Annotated in this window: 17 protein-coding genes; all 17 read left to right on the top strand. The window is 60.0% G+C overall.

The window, feature by feature from the left end; all coding sequences use genetic code 11:
• The coding region (locus ENTHG_RS20740; protein WP_122959184.1) for a GNAT family N-acetyltransferase at nt 1–701 on the top strand (701 nt) is incomplete at its 5' end.
• A 121-nt stretch (nt 702–822) separates the two neighbouring features.
• Nucleotides 823–1455, top strand: coding sequence for a response regulator transcription factor (locus tag ENTHG_RS20735; RefSeq protein ID WP_044184430.1), 633 nt, complete (start codon nt 823–825; stop codon nt 1453–1455).
• Complete coding sequence (locus ENTHG_RS20730) at nt 1452–2993, top strand: MASE1 domain-containing sensor histidine kinase (RefSeq protein ID WP_044184428.1); 1542 nt, start codon at nt 1452–1454, stop codon at nt 2991–2993. Before ENTHG_RS20735 ends, ENTHG_RS20730 begins: the two co-directional genes overlap by 4 nt.
• Before the next feature lie 86 nt (nt 2994–3079).
• Nucleotides 3080–4381 carry an MFS transporter family glucose-6-phosphate receptor UhpC gene (uhpC, locus tag ENTHG_RS20725; protein ID WP_044184425.1) on the top strand — a complete coding sequence of 434 codons (1302 nt, stop codon included), beginning with the start codon at nt 3080–3082 and terminating at the stop codon, nt 4379–4381.
• Nucleotides 4382–4385: 4 nt separating this feature from the next.
• On the top strand, nt 4386–5417 hold the full coding sequence (locus ENTHG_RS20720) for an ABC transporter substrate-binding protein (RefSeq protein ID WP_044184421.1): 1032 nt from the start codon (nt 4386–4388) through the stop codon (nt 5415–5417).
• A gap of 85 nt (nt 5418–5502) precedes the next feature.
• Nucleotides 5503–7581, top strand: coding sequence for an ABC transporter permease (locus tag ENTHG_RS20715; protein WP_044184418.1), 2079 nt, complete (start codon nt 5503–5505; stop codon nt 7579–7581).
• A gap of 12 nt (nt 7582–7593) precedes the next feature.
• A complete protein-coding gene (fbpC, locus tag ENTHG_RS20710) occupies nt 7594–8640 on the top strand; it encodes a ferric ABC transporter ATP-binding protein (protein WP_044184415.1) in 1047 nt (348 codons plus the stop codon).
• A 215-nt stretch (nt 8641–8855) separates the two neighbouring features.
• The gene (gene eat, locus ENTHG_RS20705) at nt 8856–10235 is read left to right on the top strand and encodes an ethanolamine permease (protein WP_044184412.1); all 1380 of its coding nucleotides are present in this window, start codon (nt 8856–8858) and stop codon (nt 10233–10235) included.
• A gap of 9 nt (nt 10236–10244) precedes the next feature.
• Nucleotides 10245–11633 carry an ethanolamine ammonia-lyase subunit EutB gene (locus tag ENTHG_RS20700; protein ID WP_044184408.1) on the top strand — a complete coding sequence of 463 codons (1389 nt, stop codon included), beginning with the start codon at nt 10245–10247 and terminating at the stop codon, nt 11631–11633.
• Nucleotides 11630–12406 (top strand): ethanolamine ammonia-lyase subunit EutC, encoded by a 777-nt coding sequence (gene eutC / locus ENTHG_RS20695; RefSeq protein ID WP_044184405.1) that lies wholly within the window; start codon nt 11630–11632, stop codon nt 12404–12406. Before ENTHG_RS20700 ends, eutC begins: the two co-directional genes overlap by 4 nt.
• Nucleotides 12407–12450: 44 nt before the next feature.
• The gene (locus ENTHG_RS20690; protein ID WP_044184403.1) at nt 12451–12960 is read left to right on the top strand and encodes a hypothetical protein; all 510 of its coding nucleotides are present in this window, start codon (nt 12451–12453) and stop codon (nt 12958–12960) included.
• A 10-nt stretch (nt 12961–12970) separates the two neighbouring features.
• Complete coding sequence (locus ENTHG_RS20685; RefSeq protein ID WP_044184400.1) at nt 12971–13414, top strand: DUF421 domain-containing protein; 444 nt, start codon at nt 12971–12973, stop codon at nt 13412–13414.
• A gap of 73 nt (nt 13415–13487) precedes the next feature.
• Nucleotides 13488–14042, top strand: a complete 555-nt coding sequence (locus ENTHG_RS20680; protein ID WP_044184397.1) for a 2-oxo-tetronate isomerase — start codon at nt 13488–13490, stop codon at nt 14040–14042.
• 167 nt (nt 14043–14209) lie between these two features.
• Nucleotides 14210–15592, top strand: a complete 1383-nt coding sequence (locus tag ENTHG_RS20675) for a D-arabinono-1,4-lactone oxidase (protein WP_044184394.1) — start codon at nt 14210–14212, stop codon at nt 15590–15592.
• The gene (locus ENTHG_RS20670; RefSeq protein WP_044184391.1) at nt 15589–16428 is read left to right on the top strand and encodes a glycosyltransferase family 8 protein; all 840 of its coding nucleotides are present in this window, start codon (nt 15589–15591) and stop codon (nt 16426–16428) included. Before ENTHG_RS20675 ends, ENTHG_RS20670 begins: the two co-directional genes overlap by 4 nt.
• A gap of 151 nt (nt 16429–16579) precedes the next feature.
• Complete coding sequence (locus ENTHG_RS20665; RefSeq protein ID WP_145973678.1) at nt 16580–18331, top strand: hypothetical protein; 1752 nt, start codon at nt 16580–16582, stop codon at nt 18329–18331.
• A 19-nt stretch (nt 18332–18350) separates the two neighbouring features.
• The coding region (locus ENTHG_RS20660; protein ID WP_044184385.1) for a DUF4062 domain-containing protein at nt 18351–19003 on the top strand (653 nt) is incomplete at its 3' end.

Genomic DNA, 19003 nt, shown 5'->3' with positions numbered 1-19003 from the left:
ACACCGACAGATATGATGATGACTATCTGCACCTGATCCTGTGGGACGAGACGGACCTGGAGATTGTCGGCGCATACCGTTTTATGCCGACCGTGCAACAGGTAGCGGCGCACGGCCCGGAAGGGTTATACAGCTACAGCCTGTTTCATTATGACGAACGTATGGCGGAAGTGTTGCAGCACGGCATCGAACTTGGCCGCAGCTTTGTTCAGCCCCGTTACTGGGGGCGAAACGGACTGGATTATTTATGGTCGGGTATTGGCGCTTACCTGGCGCGCTATCCGCAATACCGTTACCTGTTTGGCCCGGTCTCCATCTCCGGCGGGCTGCCGCCTGCGGCGCGGGATCTACTGGTCGCCTTTTATCGCCTCTGGTTTCCGGCAAAATGGCCGCTGGCATCGTCGCGTCGCCCGTGGCCTGCCACCCTCCCGGATGTGCTGGCGCAGTTTACCGGCGAAAATTACACCGAAGATTTAACGCGGCTGAAGTCGTTGCTGGATAACCTGGGCTGCGGCATTCCGCCGCTCTATAAACAGTACTCCGCGCTATGCGAACCCGGCGGCGTGCAGTTTATCGATTTTGGCATTGACCCGGATTTTAACCATTGCGTCGACGGCCTTGTGCTGGTGGATCTCAGCTGTCTGAAAGCCAACCGTTATGAACGCTATATCGCGGCCCATTTGCGCGCGACCGCGGCCTGAGAAAGAAACATTTTGCATTAAACATTACAATTTTGTTACGCCGGTTCCATATCCCTGCCCCGGTTATTGCCAGCGCCGAACCACGCGGCATCATAAAGCTTTTAGATTGTGAGAGAGCGTTATGATTCGTGTGGTTTTAGTAGACGATCACGTCGTCGTCCGTTCAGGTTTCGCGCAACTGCTGGGCCTTGAGGACGATATCACCGTCAGCGGCCAGTTCAGCACCGCTGCCGAAGCGTGGCCCGCATTACTGAAACACGACGTCGACGTTGCGGTGCTGGATGTCGCCATGCCGGACGAAAACGGCCTCAGTTTGCTAAAGCGCCTTCGGGCGCAGCGGCCCGATTTTCGCGCGATTATTCTCAGCATTTATGACACCCCGGCCTTTGTACAGAGCGCGCTGGACGCAGGCGCCTGCGGCTACCTGACCAAACGGTGCGGCCCGGAAGAGCTGGTGCGGGCAGTGCGCGCCGTGGGGCTTGGCGGCCACTATCTTTGCGCCGACGCGCTGAAAGTCCTGCGGGGCGACATCCAGCCGGTGAAGGCGCTGGCGGCGCTGACCCCGCGCGAACGGGAGGTGTTCAACCTGCTGGTGAAAGGCGACAGCGTCAAAGAGATCGCTTACCAGCTCGATCTGAGCCATAAAACGGTGCATGTCCACCGCGCCAACGTGCTGGGCAAACTCCACTGCGCTACCACCATTGAGCTGGTGCATTTCGCGCTGAATAACAATTTGCTGGCGGGACACGGATGAGGCGTTCGTGGCGCCAGGGGGTCATCTCCCTCTTTATTATGCTCGCCTGGGGGCCAGGCTGGCTGATGCTATGGACGCTCAGCTTTTATCTTACCCATAACGGCCAGCAGGCGGTGCTGTTTCTGCCGCACGGCGTGCTGCTGGCGCTGCTGATTCTGCTTTCGCGCCGCTTCTGGCCCGCGCTTATTATTCCGCAGCTGCTGCTGATTTTGTGGCTGCACAGCGAACAACTGCTCAACGGCTATCTGATGCTCGCCGCGCCCTTTATCTGCCTGGTACCGGCGCTGGTCACCCAGCGCTACTGGCACCGTTTTCCCCTGTACTGGCAGCGGCTGACGCTTTTGTTGACTGCGGTAACGGTGAACGCGCTCCTTTATACCCTGCTGCTCGCCCCCTTTTTACAAAGCCCGACGCTGCTTATTGGGCTTGCCGCGTTTACCGGCGGCGTGCTGCTGACCCCTTTCGTCTATCTGATATTCGAATTCCTGCGCCAGCAGCATCGCCACCACTTGCTGGGTCTCGATACGCTCAATCCGCCCCTGCGCACGTCGCTTATCATCTGGTGCAGCCTCTTCTTTATTATCGGTATCGGCACGCAAATCGTGCTGTCGCCGCAGATCGAGCGCCTGCTGCTGATCGTGGTTTTCCTGCCTAACGTGGTAATGGCATGGAAGTTCGGCTGGCAGGGGGGCGTGCTCTCCGGCCTGCTTGGCAGCATGCTCATCACCATTGCCCGCCAGATAGGGGTGGGTTTCAGCGACCTGGTGGAGCTGGAAATTTTTCTCGCCACCCAGGCGCTGCTTGGCATCGGGCTGGGCATCGCCATTAGCCGCCAGCAGCACCTGGCGCAGAACCTGCACCACTATCGCCAGCGGCTGGAGGCGGAGCTGACGGCACGCCGGGCGCTGGCGGAAAAACTCATTCATAGCGAAGAAGACACCCGCAAAAATCTCGCCCGGGAGCTGCACGACGAGATAGGCCAGAATATCACCGCTATCCAGATCCAGTCGCAGCTGATGAAACGCACCGGCGAAAGCGGACGGGCGCTGGAGGCGGCCAACCAGATTAACGAACTCGCGCGCCGTATCCACCACTCCACCCGCCAGCTGCTGCGCCAGCTTCGCCCTCCGGTTCTCGACGAGCTGTCGCTGGAAGAGGCGCTGCATCACCTGGTGAATGAGTTCGCCTTCGCCGAGCGCGGCATCGTCTGCCGTTTCGATTACCGGCTCAGCGCCCCGCCGGAAAACGAAACGCTGGTTTTCACCCTCTACCGGCTGTTGCAGGAGCTGCTTAATAACGTCTGCAAACATGCTAACGCCCGGGAAGTCCGCATCACGCTCAGTGAGCATGATGGCCGCCTCTCCCTAGAGGTCTATGACAATGGCGTCGGCATTGACACTCAAAAAACGCCCGGCTTCGGTATTCAGGGAATGCGCGAGCGCGTCAACGCCTTAGGCGGAGAGTTAACGCTTGAATCCCGCCAGGGCACCCGCGTAATTGTTAACCTGCCCACAGTTTTGCAGCAAAACCCGCTCTGACCAGGAAAAATTCTTAGTCACCCGGGGAGTTTCTCTCATCCGCTTTCGTTGGTGCCTTTCTATAGTCAGGACAACCGGAGACCACTATGCACACTGCTGACATTGACCATCGTTACCGGGCGCTGCGCCCCCGTTTATTACTGTGCATGGTGGTGGGCTACGCCGCGTTTTATTTAACGCGCAAAAGCGTGAACTACATCCTCCCGGCGCTGCAAAGCGATTTAGGGCTGGATAAAGGCGATATCGGCCTGCTGGGGTCGCTGTTCTATGTCAGTTACGGCCTGTCGAAATTTGCCGCCGGGCTGTGGCACGACAGCCATGGGCAGCGTGCTTTTATGGGCTGCGGCCTGTTCGCCACCGGCGTGCTGAATGTGCTGTTCGCTTTTGGCGACTCGCTGCCGCTCCTGCTGGTGGTCTGGACGCTAAACGGCTTTTTTCAGGGCTGGGGCTGGCCGCCCTGCGCACGGCTATTAACCCACTGGTATTCGCGTAATGAACGCGGCTTCTGGTGGGGGTGCTGGAACACCTCGATCAATATCGGCGGCGCGATTATCCCGCTGATTTGCGCCTTCGCCGCCCACTGGTGGGGCTGGCAGGCGGCGATGCTGACGCCAGGGATCATCAGCATGGCGCTGGGCGTCTGGCTGACAATGCAACTGCGGGGGACACCGCAGGAAGAGGGGTTGCCAGGGGTGGGGGAATGGCGGCATGACCCGCTGGAGCTGCGTCAGCAGCAGCAGAGCCCGCCAATGCCGCTGTGGCAGATGCTGCGCCTCACCATGCTGCGTAACCCGCTGATCTGGCTGCTGGGGGCCTCGTATGTGCTGGTTTATCTGATTCGGATTGCGCTCAACGACTGGGGCAATATCTGGCTGGCGGAGAGCCACGGCGTCAATTTGCTGAGCGCCAATGCCACGGTGATGATGTTTGAAGTGGGCGGCCTGCTGGGGGCGCTGTTCGCCGGGTGGGGTTCAGACCTGCTGTTTAGCGGGCAGCGCGCGCCGATGATTTTGCTGTTTACGCTGGGGCTGATGGTCTCCGTCGCCGCGCTGTGGCTTGCGCCGGTGCACCACTATGCCTTACTGGCGATGTGCTTTTTCAGCGTCGGATTTTTTGTCTTTGGTCCGCAGATGTTAATCGGCCTGGCCGCCGTCGAATGCGGCCACAAAGCGGCGGCGGGGTCGATAAGCGGTTTTCTCGGCCTGTTTGCCTACCTTGGGGCGGCGCTGGCGGGCTGGCCGCTGTCGCAGGTGATTGAACGCTACGGCTGGCCGGGCATGTTCAGCCTGCTCTCCGTCGCCGCCGTATTGATGGGTTTATTACTGATGCCGCTACTGATGGCGGGCATTACAACGTCTCGCAGTGCTTATACCTCACAGGAAGGATAAAACAATGAAAGTTACCCTGCTCTCTACCCTGGTGGCAACCGGCCTGGCGCTGGCGGCATTCAGCGGCGCGGCTCAGGCAAAAGGCCGTCTGGTGGTCTATTGCAGCGCCACCAACGAAATGTGTGAAACTGAAACCCAGGCTTTTGGCGAGAAGTATGACGTCAAAACCTCCTTTATTCGTAACGGCTCCGGCAGCACGCTGGCAAAAGTCGATGCGGAGAAGAAAAACCCGCAGGCGGATGTCTGGTACGGCGGCACCCTTGACCCGCAGTCTCAGGCAGGTGAGATGGGGCTGCTGCAGGCTTATCAGTCGCCCAACCTGGCGCAAATAATGGAGAAATTCCGCGACCCGGCGAAAACCAAAGGCAACCTCTCCTCTGCGGTCTATGTCGGTATTCTGGGTTTCGGCGTTAACACCCAGCGCCTGAAAGAGAAGAACCTGCCGGTGCCGAAGTGCTGGAAAGATCTGACCAAACCGGAATACAAAGGCGAAATCCAGATTGCTGACCCGCAGAGTTCCGGCACCGCCTACACCGCGCTGGCGACCTTTGTTCAGCTGTGGGGTGAAGACCAGGCCTTTGATTATCTCAAGCAGTTGAACACCAACGTCTCGCAGTACACCAAATCCGGCATCGCCCCGGCACGTAACGCCGCCCGTGGCGAAACGGCCATCGGTATTGGCTTCCTGCATGATTACTCGCTGGAAAAAGAACAGGGCGCGCCGCTGGAGCTTATCTCCCCGTGCGAAGGCACCGGCTATGAAATCGGCGGCATCAGCATTCTGAAAGGGGCGCGTAACCTGGAAAACGCGAAGCTGTTTGTGGACTGGGCGCTCTCTAAAGAAGCACAGGAACTGGCATGGAAGAAAGGTAAATCCTATCAGATCCTGACCAATACCACGGCAGAGACCTCCCCCAACTCGCTCAAGCTCGACGACCTGAAACTGATCAATTACGACATGGATAAATACGGCTCGACCGATGTCCGCAAAGCGCTCATTAACAAATGGGTTAGCGACGTGAAGATGGGCAAATAAGCCTGCCCCACGGGCAAGCCTTCCCCCCTCAGCCTGTGGGCAAGGGGGGAGGTAATGCTGGTATCTCTGCACTAACGGAACGCTTATGTCACAGACACTTGCTCTCCATCCCGTGAAAAAACGGGATGCGGTCTTCCTTTGGGTTCTGCTTGGCTGGCTGGCATTCGCCCTGCTGCCGAGCTGGAGCCTTGATTACGGCCTGATGGAATCCACCGCCGACGAAATTGTCGACGCTTATGGCTGGTCGCAGCTGAATATTAGCTGGCTGTGGTATCTGCTGCCGTCGGTGCTTCTGCTGCGCCCGTTGGCCGAGGCCCGGCGTGAACAGCGTGGTCGCCACTATTTCGACGCGGGCTGGGCGCTGCTCTGCATGGCGTTTGTGGTCATCAGCGCAACCCTCGAAGAGCGCGGTTTAGGCTACGCGACCATTGTCTTATTCGTCGCGCTGGGCGCGATAATGACCCAGGCCCTGACCAGCCTTGAGTGGCTGGGGGGCGACCGTTTCGTTATCGGCTCGCTGATTGCCATTGTGGCGCTGATCGGCGTTTTTATCGTCTGGCCGAGCATCGCTATTTTTATTCCGATGTTCACCAACGACGCGGGCGAATTCGCGCCGCTGGCCTTTATGACCGTGCTCTCCCAGGCGCACATCATTCAGGTCATCATTAACTCTATCGCCCTGTCGATTGCCGTCGGCATCGGCTGTACCTTTTTTGGGCTGGTGCTGGCTATCTACACCACCCGCATCGCAAAACGCAGCGCCATTATTGGCCGGGTGTTCTCCATTCTGCCTATCGTTACGCCGCCGTTCGTGGTGGGGCTGGGCGTCACGCTGATGATGGGGCGTTCCGGCTACGTCACCGAATTTATGGTGGAGTGGTTTGGGCTCACCAACACCAACTGGCTGTACGGCTTTACCGGTATCTGGCTGGCACAGGTGCTGGCGTTCACCCCGATGGCCTTTATGATTCTGGATGGGGCTATCAAAACGATTCACCCGTCGCTGGAAGAGGCGTCATACACCCTGCGCGCCAGCCGCTGGCAGACCTTTAACGGCGTCTTTGTGCCGCTGCTGAAACCGGCGCTGGCTAACGCCTTTCTGATCGTTATAGTGCAGTCGCTGGCGGATTTCAGTAACCCGCTGGTGCTCGGCGGCAACTTCGACGTGCTGGCAACGCAGATTTACTTCTATATCACCGGCTCACAGCTTGATTACCAGGCCGCCAGCACCCTCGGCGCGTTCCTGCTGCTCTTCTCCCTGCTGGTGTTTTGCATCCAGTATATGTGGATTGGCAAGCGCTCCTACGTCACGGTGTCCGGCAAGTCCTACCGTGGCGACGTGCAGCCGCTGCCGGTGACGCTGGTGTGGAGCGTCATCGCCATTCTGGCGGTATGGGTGGCCTTTAACGCCCTGCTCTACGGCAGCATTTTCTACGGCAGCTTTACCGTCAACTGGGGGGTGGATTATACCCTGACGCTGGATAACTTTATTAAGCTGTTCGGCCAGGGAATGAGCGACGGCGCATGGCCTTCGCTGCTCGACACCCTGCTCTACGCCGGCATCGCCGCGCCGATCACCGCCGCGTTCGGCCTGCTGATCGCCTGGGTCGTGGTGCGCCAGCAGTTCCGCGGTAAAAAGACCATTGAATTTACCACCATGCTCTGCTTTGCCGTGCCCGGCACCGTGGCAGGGGTATCGTATATCCTCGCCTTTAACAGCGCCCCGGTTTACCTCACCGGCACCGCCGCCATTGTGATTATCTCGATGGTGATGCGTAACGTTCCGGTAGGGATCCGCGCGGGCATTGCGGGATTGGGCCAGATCGATAAATCGCTGGATGAGGCCTCCCTCAGCCTGCGCGCCGGGAGCCTGCGCACCATCACGCAGATCCTGCTACCGCTGCTGCGCCCGGCCATTCTCTCGGCGCTTATCTACAGCTTCGTGCGCGCCATCACCACCGTCAGCGCCATTGTGTTCCTTGTGACGCCGGACACCCGCGTGGCGACGGCCTACATCTTAAACCGCGTGGAAGACGGCGAGTACGGCGTGGCGATCGCCTACGGCTCGATCCTTATTGTGGTGATGCTCGCCATCATCTTTATCTTTGACTGGCTGATCGGTGAGGCGCGTATCTCCCGTTCCAAAGCTAAAACTCAGGCGTAACGGAGCGCAACCATGACACAAAAACATTTCGTTGAACTGCGCAATGTCTCCAAACGATTCGGCAACAATACCGTTATCGATAACATTAACCTCGCCATTCCGCAGGGGGAGATGGTTACGCTGCTGGGGCCGTCCGGCTGCGGCAAAACCACCGTGCTGCGGCTGGTTGCCGGGCTGGAGAAGCCGTCGGAAGGGCAGATATTCATTGACGGCGAGGATGTGACGCACCGCTCTATTCAGCAGCGTGACATCTGTATGGTGTTTCAGTCCTATGCCCTGTTCCCGCATATGTCCCTTGGCGAGAACGTTGGCTACGGTCTGAAAATGCTCGGCGTGCCGCGCGCGGAAATCAAAAGCCGCGTGAAAGAGGCGCTGTCGATGGTGGATCTTGAGGGGTTTGAAGATCGCTATGTCGATCAGATTTCCGGCGGCCAGCAGCAGCGCGTGGCGCTGGCCCGCGCGCTGATCCTTAAGCCGAAGGTGCTGCTGTTTGACGAACCATTAAGTAACCTTGACGCCAACCTAAGACGCAGCATGCGCGATAAGATCCGCGAGCTGCAAAAGCAGTTCAATATCACCTCTTTATACGTCACCCACGATCAGAGTGAGGCGTTTGCGGTATCGGATACGGTACTGGTGATGAACAAAGGGCATATTATGCAGATTGGCTCGCCGCAGGATCTTTACCGCCAGCCCGCGTCGCGCTTTATGGCGAGTTTTATGGGCGATGCCAACCTTTTCCCGGCGACGTTTCAGCAGGATACGGTTGATATTTATGGCTACCGCCTCCCCGCCCCTGCCCACTTCACCGCCAGCGGCACCGGCACAGTGGGGGTGCGCCCGGAGGCGATTACCCTTGGCGAGCACGGCGAAGAGAGCCAGCGCTGCGTAATTCAACATGTCGCCTATATGGGGCCGCAGTACGAGGTGATTGTGGAGTGGCACGGCCAGCGTATTTTGTTGCAGGTGAATGCCACCCGCCTGCAGCCAGACGTGGGTGAGAGCTATTACCTGCAAATCCACCCGTACGGCATGTTTGAGCTGGCGGAAAGCGCGTAGGGTTGTGTTGGTTTTCTCCCTCTCCTTTAAAGGAGAGGGAGACATTAACATTTTTCCCCATCCCGATGCGTTTCACCACCACAGAGCATCCTGCACCATAATCACCCGTTCTGCGGCGTTCATCGCCCTGCCACCGCGCGTCAAACCGCCCTTTACGAATCTGGCACTGCCTTTGCACAGACCTCACTACAATTTTAACGGCGAGGCAGTGCATCATGACCACAGAATCTACAACGCTAAAAAGAACGCTGGGCAGCTTCCGTTTATGGGGAATTGCCGTCGGCCTGGTGATTTCAGGCGAATATTTTGGCTGGAGCTACGGCTGGTCCCAGGCGGGGACGCTGGGCTTTTTAATTGTCGCGCTGGCGATTGCCGCCATGTACTGCGCGTTTATCTTCAGCTTTACCGAGCTGACCACCGCTATCCCCCACGCGGGCGGCCCTTTTGCTTACGCTTACCGCGCCTTCGGCCCCACCGGTGGCTTTATTGCCGGGTTCGCCACCCTGATTGAATTCGTTTTTGCGCCGCCCGCCATCGCTATGGCCATCGGCGCCTATCTCAACGTACAGTTCCCGGCGCTCGATCCAAAATGGGTTGCCTGTGGCGCGTACGTCATCTTTATGACGTTGAATATCCTGGGGGTCGGCATTGCCGCGACATTCGAACTGATTGTTACCCTGCTGGCCATTTTCGAACTGCTGGTCTTTATGGGCGTGGTCGCGCCGGGCTTCTCCTGGAGCAACTTTACCGCCAACGGCTGGGCGGGCGCAGAGAGCTTTAGCGGGCTGGCGCTGCCGGGCATGTTCGCCGCTATCCCCTTTGCCATCTGGTTCTTCCTGGCGATTGAAGGGGCATCGATGGCGGCGGAAGAGGCCAAAGATCCGCAGCGCACCATTCCCCGCGCGCTGGGCGGCGGTATTCTGACGCTGACCGTGCTGGCGGTGGGGGTGATGGTATTCGCCGGCGGCGTGGGCGACTGGCGCGCGCTGTCGAATATTAACGACCCGCTGCCGCAGGCGATGAAAATGGTGGTCGGGAGCAGCAGCGGCTGGCTGCACATGCTGGTATGGCTGGGTCTGTTCGGGCTGGTGGCCTCATTTCACGGCATCATCATGGGCTATTCCCGGCAGATCTACTCCCTGGCGCGCGCCGGCTATCTGCCAGCAAGCCTTGCGACGCTCAACCGCAAAACCCGCACTCCGCAGTTGGCGATCCTGGCGGGCGGCGTGGTCGGGATTGCCGCCATCTTTTCTGACTCGCTGATCACCATCAGCGGCATGCCGCTTACCGCCTGCATTGTGACGATGTCGGTATTCGGCGCTATTGTTATGTATATCACCTCTATGGCCGCGCTGTTCAAGCTGCGCCGCAGCGAGCCGAACCTGGCGCGCCCGTTCAAAGCGCCGCTGTTCCCGTTCGCCCCAGCCTTTGCGCTGGGTATGGCGATACTCTGCCTGGTGGCGATGGTCTGGTACAACACCCTGCTGGCGCTGATTTTCGCGCTGATGATGCTGGCGGGCTACATGTGGTTTCGTAAAACGGCGGCGGCCCGCGAGCGCGCGGCGATGGACCCGCAGCTGCGCGCGCTCTCCTGAGGAGGCGAAATGTATAACACCACTCTGGCGCACCGCACCTGGCGGTTCGCCAGCCTGAAAGAGCTGATGGCGAAGGCCTCCCCGGCGCGCTCCGGGGATGTGCTGGCGGGCGTGGCGGCCCAGTCGGCGGAGGAGCGCATGGCGGCGAAGATGGCGCTTGCCGAAGTCCCGCTGCGCCATCTGCTCGACACGCCGCTGATTCCTTACGAAGAGGATGAAGTCACCCGGCTGATTATTGACACCCACGATGCCAGCGCCTTCGCGCAGATTAGCCACCTGACGGTGGGAGATTTCCGCGACTGGCTGCTTTCAGAGCGCGCCGACGCCGCTACCTTAAGCGCCATCGCGCCCGGCGTAACGCCGGAGATGGCGGCGGCGGTGAGCAAGCTGATGCGCAACCAGGATTTAATCCTCGTGGCCAGTAAGTGTCGCGTTATCACCCGCTTTCGTAACACCATCGGCCTGCCTGGCCGCCTCAGCGTGCGCTTACAGCCGAACCATCCGACAGATGATTTAAAGGGTATCGCCGCCAGCATGCTCGATGGCCTGCTGTATGGCGCAGGGGATGCGGTGGTCGGCATTAACCCCGCCAGCGACAGTCTGCCGGTGCTGGACCGCCTCAACCATATGATGAATGACGTCATCAGCCGCTTCGCCATTCCCACCCAGTCCTGCGTGCTGACGCACGTGACCAACACGCTCCAGCTGATCGAGCGCGGCTCCCCTGTCGACCTGGTGTTTCAGTCGGTGGCGGGCACCGAGGCGGCGAACAGCGGCTTCGGCATTAACCTGGCGCTGCTGAAAGAGGCGCAGGAGGCGGCGCTGAGCCTTAACCGCGGGACGCTCGGCAATAACGTTATGTATTTCGAAACCGGCCAGGGAAGCTGCCTGTCGGCCAACGCCCATCACGGCGTCGACCAGCAGACCTGCGAAGCGCGGGCCTATGCCGTCGCCCGCCATTTCAACCCGCTGCTGGTAAATACCGTGGTGGGCTTTATCGGGCCGGAGTACCTCTACGACGGCAAGCAGATTATCCGCGCCGGGCTGGAGGACCATTTTTGCGGCAAATTGATGGGCCTGCCTATCGGCTGCGACGTCTGTTACACCAACCACGCCGAAGCGGACCAGGATGATATGGACACCCTGCTCACCCTGCTGTGCAACGCCGGGCTGACCTTCCTGATCGGCGTGCCGGGGGCGGACGACATCATGCTCAACTACCAGAGCACGTCGTTCCACGACGCCCTCTACGCCCGGCGTCTGCTGGGGCTGCAGCATGCGCCGGAATTTGCCGACTGGCTGACGCGGATGCAAATCATCGATACCCACGGCCAGCTGCGCCTGACCGGCGCCAACCATCCGCTGCTGACCGTTATGCCACAAGGAGCGCTCTCGTGAACCCACCTGATGCCTGGAATATGCTGCGCGAATTCACCGACGCCCGTATCGCCCTCGGGCGCAGCGGCGCCAGCCTGCCGACGCACGAAGTACTGCGCTTTGGGCTGGCCCACGCGCAGGCGCGGGATGCCGTCCACCAGCCCTTTGACAGCGAGACGCTGGCCCGGCAGCTGCAGGCTTTAGGGCTGCAAACGCTGGAGGCGCACAGCGCGGCGGCGGACCGGCATATCTATCTTAATCGCCCCGACCTGGGGCGGATGCTAAGCGAAGAGAGCCGCAGCGCACTTACCGCCGCGCGCGTTCCCGCCCACGATCTGCTGCTGGTGGTGGGCGACGGGCTCTCCTCCCATGCGGTGCATCGCCAGTCGGTGGGGCTTATCAAAGCCCTTCTGCCCTATATGGAGACGTTGGGCATCTCCCTTGCCCCGGTGGTGCTGGCGCATCAGTCCAGGGTAGCGCTGGGGGATGATATTGGCGAAACCCTTAACAGCAAGGCGGTAGCGATACTGATTGGCGAGCGCCCTGGTCTCTCCTCCCCGGACAGCCTTGGCGTCTATCTTACCTGGCGGCCGGAGCGCAAGCGGCTGGAGTCGGATCGCAACTGCATCTCCAACATTCGCCCGGAAGGGCTTAACTATGAGGCGGCCGCCTTTAAGCTGGCGTGGCTGCTGGAGCAGGCGTTTTTACGCCGCCTGACCGGGGTCAGGTTGAAAGACGAAAGCGATAACCCCGCCCTGCACGGGCGCGTGACGCCCCGGGTCCCGCTACGCTGAATTTGTACCATACTCTTATCACCCTGCGTTGTGGAGAGACCAAGGTGAAAGAGACCGAACCTGATACCCAACACTACCCGGTTAAAGAGAACCCCTTCTGGCTGACCTTCGAAGCCTGCGTGCAGAAATATGGCGCCGTGCTGCTGACGTTTATCGTGATAGCCGCCCTGTGCGGCGCCTTTTCCGAAGGCTTCCTGAGTAAGAAAACCCGCCAGAGCGGCGACCAGAAACTGGCGGTTCACTACGAGCGCTTTGGCCGCCTGCAGAGCGATATGAACATGACCGTCACCGCGCTCTCCCCTGCGCATCAGCGGGTGGTTATCACCCTCGGCGGCGATTTCATGCAGCAGTACGAAATCCGCACCTTACAACCGCAACCGACGTCTATGTCCAGTGAAAACGGCGCGCTCAGGCTGGAGTATACCGGCGTGCGCCCGGGCGCCGCGTTTGATGTCTGGCTGGGGCTGACGCCGCTGCTGCCGGGCCGCTCGACGCAGCAGATAAGCATGGACGGCGCGCAAAGCGTCGCTATTGGTCAGTTTATTTACCCTTGAGGATCGGACAATGGAAATGGTGTTAAGGGCGGTGGCTATCTATCTGGTGCTGATGGTGGTGTTTAAAATCGCCGGGCGACGGGCGCTATTGCAGATGACCTCATTCGACCTGATTCTGCTGCTGATTATTAGCGAAGCCACCCAGCAGGCTCTGCTGGGTAATGACTTTTCCGTCACCGGCGCGGCGCTGACCATTATCACCCTGGTGGTGGTGGATATCCTGTTTGGGCTGGTGAAAAAGTATATTCACGGCGCGGAAGATATGATTGACGGCGCGCCGGTCGTGCTGGTGGAGAACGGCCAGCTGCTGCGCAAAAAGATGAAAGAGGCTGATATCTCCTACGATGACATTATGGTATCGGCACGCAACAACCAGGGCATCGACACGCTGGACAATATCCAGTTCGCCATTCTGGAGCGCAATGGCCATATCTCTATTATCCCTAAGCAGTAGCCGCGCCGGGCCACGTACCGGGGCTGCTATACTCAAATGCACTTGCTGATAACAAGAGGATGCGCCAATTATCATGCCGAACAATGAAGACCTGCCGTTTGATGACGGAAGACTGAGTGAACTGCTGAATAAAGACCCCATTGAACTTGCCGGGATGCTGGGTGAAATTTTAGTTGCCCGCAAACTGCGCGTCACCACGGCGGAATCCTGTACCGGCGGCAATATCGCCAAATCGCTCTGCGCCGCGCAGAATACGCCGGAATTTTACGGCTGCGGCTTTGTCTCGTTTACCGATGAAGCCAAACACCGCCTGCTGCACGTGCGCAACGAAACGCTGGAGACCTGGACCGCCGTCAGCCAGCAAACGGCGATGGAGATGGCGACCGGGGCCTGCGAGGTTAGTAAAGAGCCGGTGAGTATTGCGGTGACCGGCTATGCCGGGCCTGACGGCGGCGAAGATGGCACCCCCGCGGGCACCGTCTGGTTTGGCTGGGTGCTGCCCGAAGGGCGGGTATTAACTATCCGCCGTCAATTCGAAGGCGATCCGCAGGCGGTGCTGGAACAGGCGGTAAAATTCGCCCTCGGCCAGCTTATTGTGCAGCTGGAAAACGCCACCACCGTCGAATAATCTCTCCCTGATACGCGCCAGTTAGCATGGCGCGTGCAAGTCTGCTTTTTCTCCATGTAGAAAGACGTTATGCGTTAGCATCGTGCTTTAATAAGCGCGATGAATGTCACATTTTTGCGCGACAGGCTATCCTTTCAGCAAGGATACTTTTTACCAGAGGAACTGCCATGACTGCCCCATCCCCCCTGTTTCCCCGCCGCCAGCCCCAGCCGGACCCGAACGACACGCGGGTACTGAACTGGGCGCAAAACGCCACGTTAGCACCCGAGCGCGCGGTTATCGCCCCGGAGAACGAGGCGCAGTTGCAAAGCGCAATCGCCGCCTGTCAGGGGCGCGTGCGGATGATGGGCAGCCGGATGTCGCCGGGCAGAATGCTGGCCATCAGCCAGCCGGAGGATGTCCTGCTCGATCTGTCGCGCCTGCGCGGCGTACTGGCGGTGGATGACGAGAGCGTGACCTTTGCGGGCGGCACGCCGCTCTACGAGGTGTTTGAAGTGCTTACCTCCATGGACAGGATGCTGCACGCCTCCCCGGGGGTGATTGCCTCCCAGACGCTGGCCGGGGCTATCTCTACCGGCACGCACGGTCAGGGAATGCAGCAGAGCACGCTCGGCGATGAAGCTATCCGCATCCGGCTGGTTGACGCCGCCGGGCAGGTTCATGAGATAGACCGCCAGCATCCCTGGTTTGCCGCCGTCCAGCTTGGGTTAGGCACGCTGGGGGCGATCAGCGCCGTTACGCTGCGCACCCGCCCCACCACGCTTTATACCTGCTTTAAGAGCGCGGTGAGCGATGCAACACTTGAGCACGATCTGCCCGAATGGAACCTGCAGTGGACCTTCAGCAAAGCCTGGTGGTTTGTGGAAGAGAACAAAGTGCACGTCTGGAACGCGCGCGAAGCCAATGAGGCGGAACGTCAGGTCTGGCGCGACAACCACGGCGACCTGGTGACGCTGGATGAGACCAGCGACGAAATGAACACCGCGGTGGATAAAACGCTCCAGCATATGCGCAACGATACCCGCATCGTCGACGAGAACGGCAAGCCGTTTCGCACCGTTACCCGCTTCAAAGACTTCTCTGACGTTATTGGCGATGTCTATCAGGTCTTCTGCCGCGGGATAGCCACCCCGCAAATCAATATTGAGATAGGCGTGCCGATGGCGCGGGTACCGGCGGTTATCTCACGCATCCGCGAGTGGCACGCGACCACGCGCCCGCATATGCACTACCCCATTATTTTGCGCGCCACCGGCCCTTCCTCAGCATGGCTTAGCCCCTCCTGGCAGCAGCCCACCTGCTTTTTCGGCTTCGTGGTCTACTACGCGGAGGATGGCAGCCTCTCCGAAGAGGGGCTGGCGTTCCTGCGCGAGGTGGAAAAACTGCTGGCAAGCGAAGGGGGTAAACCGCACTGGGGGAAATATTTCGACGCCAGCCTCTACGACTGGCCAACGCTTTACCCGCAGCTTTCCGCCTTTAAAGCGGTGCGGCAGGCTCTCGATCCGCAGGGCAAATTTCTCAACACGTTCATGGCGGAGGTGGTGTCATGAGCCAGCCGGCCTTTGCCTGGGTCACCCTGCTTACCCAGCCGGGTTACGTGCCGGGGGTTGAAGCGCTGCGCCGCTCCCTGCGGCAAAGCGGCTCGCCCTGGCCGCTGGTGGTGATGGTCACCGCGAACATCGATGCCGCCACGCGGGAAAAGCTCACGGCGCAGGCGTGCCTGGTCAAGGAGGTGCCGGTGCTCGGCCCTGACCCGGCGCTGGCGCACCGTTATGCCAATGCGCGCTTTGCCGACGTCTGGAGCAAGCTCGCCGTCTGGACCCTCACCGACTATACGCGGGTGGCGTTTCTGGATGCCGATATGCTGGTCGTGCAAAATATGGATGAGCTTTTCGAACTTCCTTTGCAGGAGGGATTTATCGCCGCCTGCCACGCCTGCCGCTGCAACCCCAACCGTATCGCCACCTACCCGGCGAGCTGGCAGCCGGAAAACTGCTATTACAGCTGGTGCGAAGATGCGCAGATGACCGCACATCCCCCCGCTACGGTGGACAACTACCTGAACGGCGGTTTTCTGCTGCTGACGCCGGACCAGCAGGTCTACGACCAGATGCTGGCGCAGCTTTTGGCGCTGACGGATATCTCCGCGTATGTCTTCGCCGAGCAGGATTTCCTCAATGAATTCTTCCGCGACCGCTGGCTTCCCCTGCACTACGGCTATAACGCGCTGAAAACGCTGGCACTCCAGCATCCGCAGATGTGGGATCAGGCGCGGGTAAAGAACATTCATTACATCATTGATAAGCCGTGGGAGAAATTCCCCCAGCCCGGCGATAAGTGGTACGAACTTCACCGCCTGTGGTGGGAGTATCAGCCGCAGCCCTGACCCCGACCGTCATCACGTAGCCCGGATAAGCGCAGCGCATCCGGGAATTCCCCTTCGCCTTACCCTCAGAAACGCCTGAAATTTTAGTAGTTTTCCGGGCGGGAATTAGCACGTATATTGGCGTAAATTCCTCGACATATTCACCATAATTATGCCAACAAATGTCTCATTATTACCGATTACGCTTGGCGTAACCGGACACCGTGATGTGCAGGATGCCGCGCTACTGTTAGCGCTGCTGCAAAAGGAGGTGGCGGCCATTGAAGCCCGTTACCCTCACTCCCCGATCCTCGGGCTCTCTTCGCTGGCCGAAGGGGCGGATCGCCTTTTCGCCAGCGTCATGATGGAAAAAGGGCTGCCGCTACACGTTGTGCTGCCCTTCGCCCAGGCTGAATACGAAAAAGATTTCGCTACCGCCGAATCCGTGACGGCATTTCGTACCCTTTGCGACTATGCCGCGCAAACCGGGGGCATTTACTGCGTTGAAACCGTGATTCCCGGCAGCGAGGCGATGATCGCCCATGCCGATCAGCCGCAGGATGCGATCTACCGCGATCTGCAATATGCCAGAGCCGGCATGTATCTGGCGCAGCGCTGTCACATTCTCTTCGCCCTGTGGGACGGGCAGCCCGCCCGCGGCCTCGGCGGCACCGCACAGGTGGTCAATTTCCGCCGCGAAGGGCGCATACAGCAGCAGGATCTACAGCAACTCACCCACACCCTACCCGGCATTAAGCGCTATCTCGGTCAGTCCACCCTGCTGGACGTGCCGGATACGGGCCTGGTCTGCCATGTCCACGTTCGCCGCAGCGATGGCGTCTACGCCGCTGGCGCGCAGGGGCCGTCTGTCTCCTGGTATCCGCCGCAGCCGCCCAAAGGCGACAAGGCGCGCAGAGAGGGAGAGGAGGAGTCCTGGTATCACAGCCTTGAACGGCTGGATCGGCTGAATAGCGATATCGCCCGCCAGCAAAAAGAGGCGGATTCAGCGGCGGCGCATGTCAGCCATGCCGCGTTCGTGCAGGTCGACCGGCTGGCCAACGCGAAGATGGAAGATATCCGCAAACGCTATAACCGTATTTTCGCGCTGGCGGCCCTGATGGCCATTGTCGGCAACCGCGTGCCGGGCGACGGCGAGCACTGGGTTATCACCTCGCTGGCCCTCTCGCTGCTGCTGCTGATTCTGTTGACCCAGGCGCTGAAGCGCGTTCACCGCTCGAAGGCAAACCGCAACGCCACCGATCTGCGCGCGCTGGCAGAAGGGCTGCGGGTACAGAACGTCTGGCGGCAGGCGGGGATCGCCCGCGCCGTTTCACTGCACTACCTGCGCCGCAGCCATGACAATATCGCCTGGGTACGCCGGGCAATGCTGGGGGCGAGCGTCTATCCCCTGAGCGAGCCTGCCGCGCTCCCGCAGGCGCTGGAAAAGGTGAAAGAGGAGTGGGTGCGCGATCAGCGGGACTATTTTGTTAAAAACGTCGAGCGCAAAGAGCGCAAAAACCGGCTGGCGAAACGGATGGCGACAGGCCTTTTCGGCGCGGGCATCGTGGTTACCGCGCTGGTGCTGGGCGCAAGCCTTACCGGGCTTTTCAACGAACATCTGGCGCATACCCTGCACAGCTGGAATATGTGGGGCGAACACCTGGCGGAACTGCTTATCGCCAGCGCCGCACTGAGCGCCGCGTGGGCGAAATTCCTCGGCTATGAAGAGGATATCGCGGACTATCAGCGCTCGGCTGACCTGTTTGATACGGCGCTAACGCGCATGGCGGGCACGGGGGCGTATACGCCAGATACCGAAGATCGGCAGGAGACGCTCTACGCCCTGGGGATTGAGACATTGCAGGAAAATGCGCGCTGGGTCACCCGCACTACCGGGCGCGACGTAGAGGTCATCGGCGGCTAACTGACAAAAGGCGACGATCATGCAGCAGCGTGAAATCCGGGTTTTTCTCTCTTCCACGTTCAAAGACATGGACGCCGAACGCCACTATCTGGTGACCCGCGTCTTTCCGCAGATCCGCCAGCTGTGTTACCAGCGCGGGGTCAATTTCAGCGAGATCGATCTGCGTTGGGGGATCACCGAAGAGGCGGCGAAAAATGGCCGCACGGTGCAAATCTGCCTGGAAGAGATCGAACGCTGCCGTGCGCTGGGTCAACCGCCTTTTTTTATCGGCTTTCTGGGGGAGCGCTACGGCTGGGTGCCGCAGGAGGACGATCTCGCCGCTTACTGGGCGCAGGCGGCGGATCGGCGCTACGCCAGCACCATCCGCGCGGCGCTGGCGGAAGGCATCAGCGTAACGGAACTGGAAATTCGCTTCGCCTTTCTGGCCCCGCCCCCTGAGTTTTCGCAGCCTCATGTCAGCGCGCCGCGGGCAAAAATGTATTTCCGCGCCCCTGAGTTGACGCAGACGTTAGGAGGCGACGGCGGGTACGATCTTACCCCACAAGGCCAGCCCGATCCGCTGCGCGCAGACCAGCTTACCGCCCTGAAACAGCGCCTGCGTGACGACTTTCCGCAGACGCTCGCCGTTGACGGCTACCAGGGCGTGGAGGCCTTCGGCGAGGCGGTAAAACG

The sequence above is a fragment of the Phytobacter massiliensis JC163 genome (genome assembly GCF_000321045.1).
Taxonomy (GTDB): Bacteria; Pseudomonadota; Gammaproteobacteria; order Enterobacterales; family Enterobacteriaceae; genus Phytobacter_A; species Phytobacter_A massiliensis.
The sequence above is the reverse complement of the archived record's forward strand: the minus strand, read 5'-3'. Positions and strand labels throughout refer to the sequence as shown.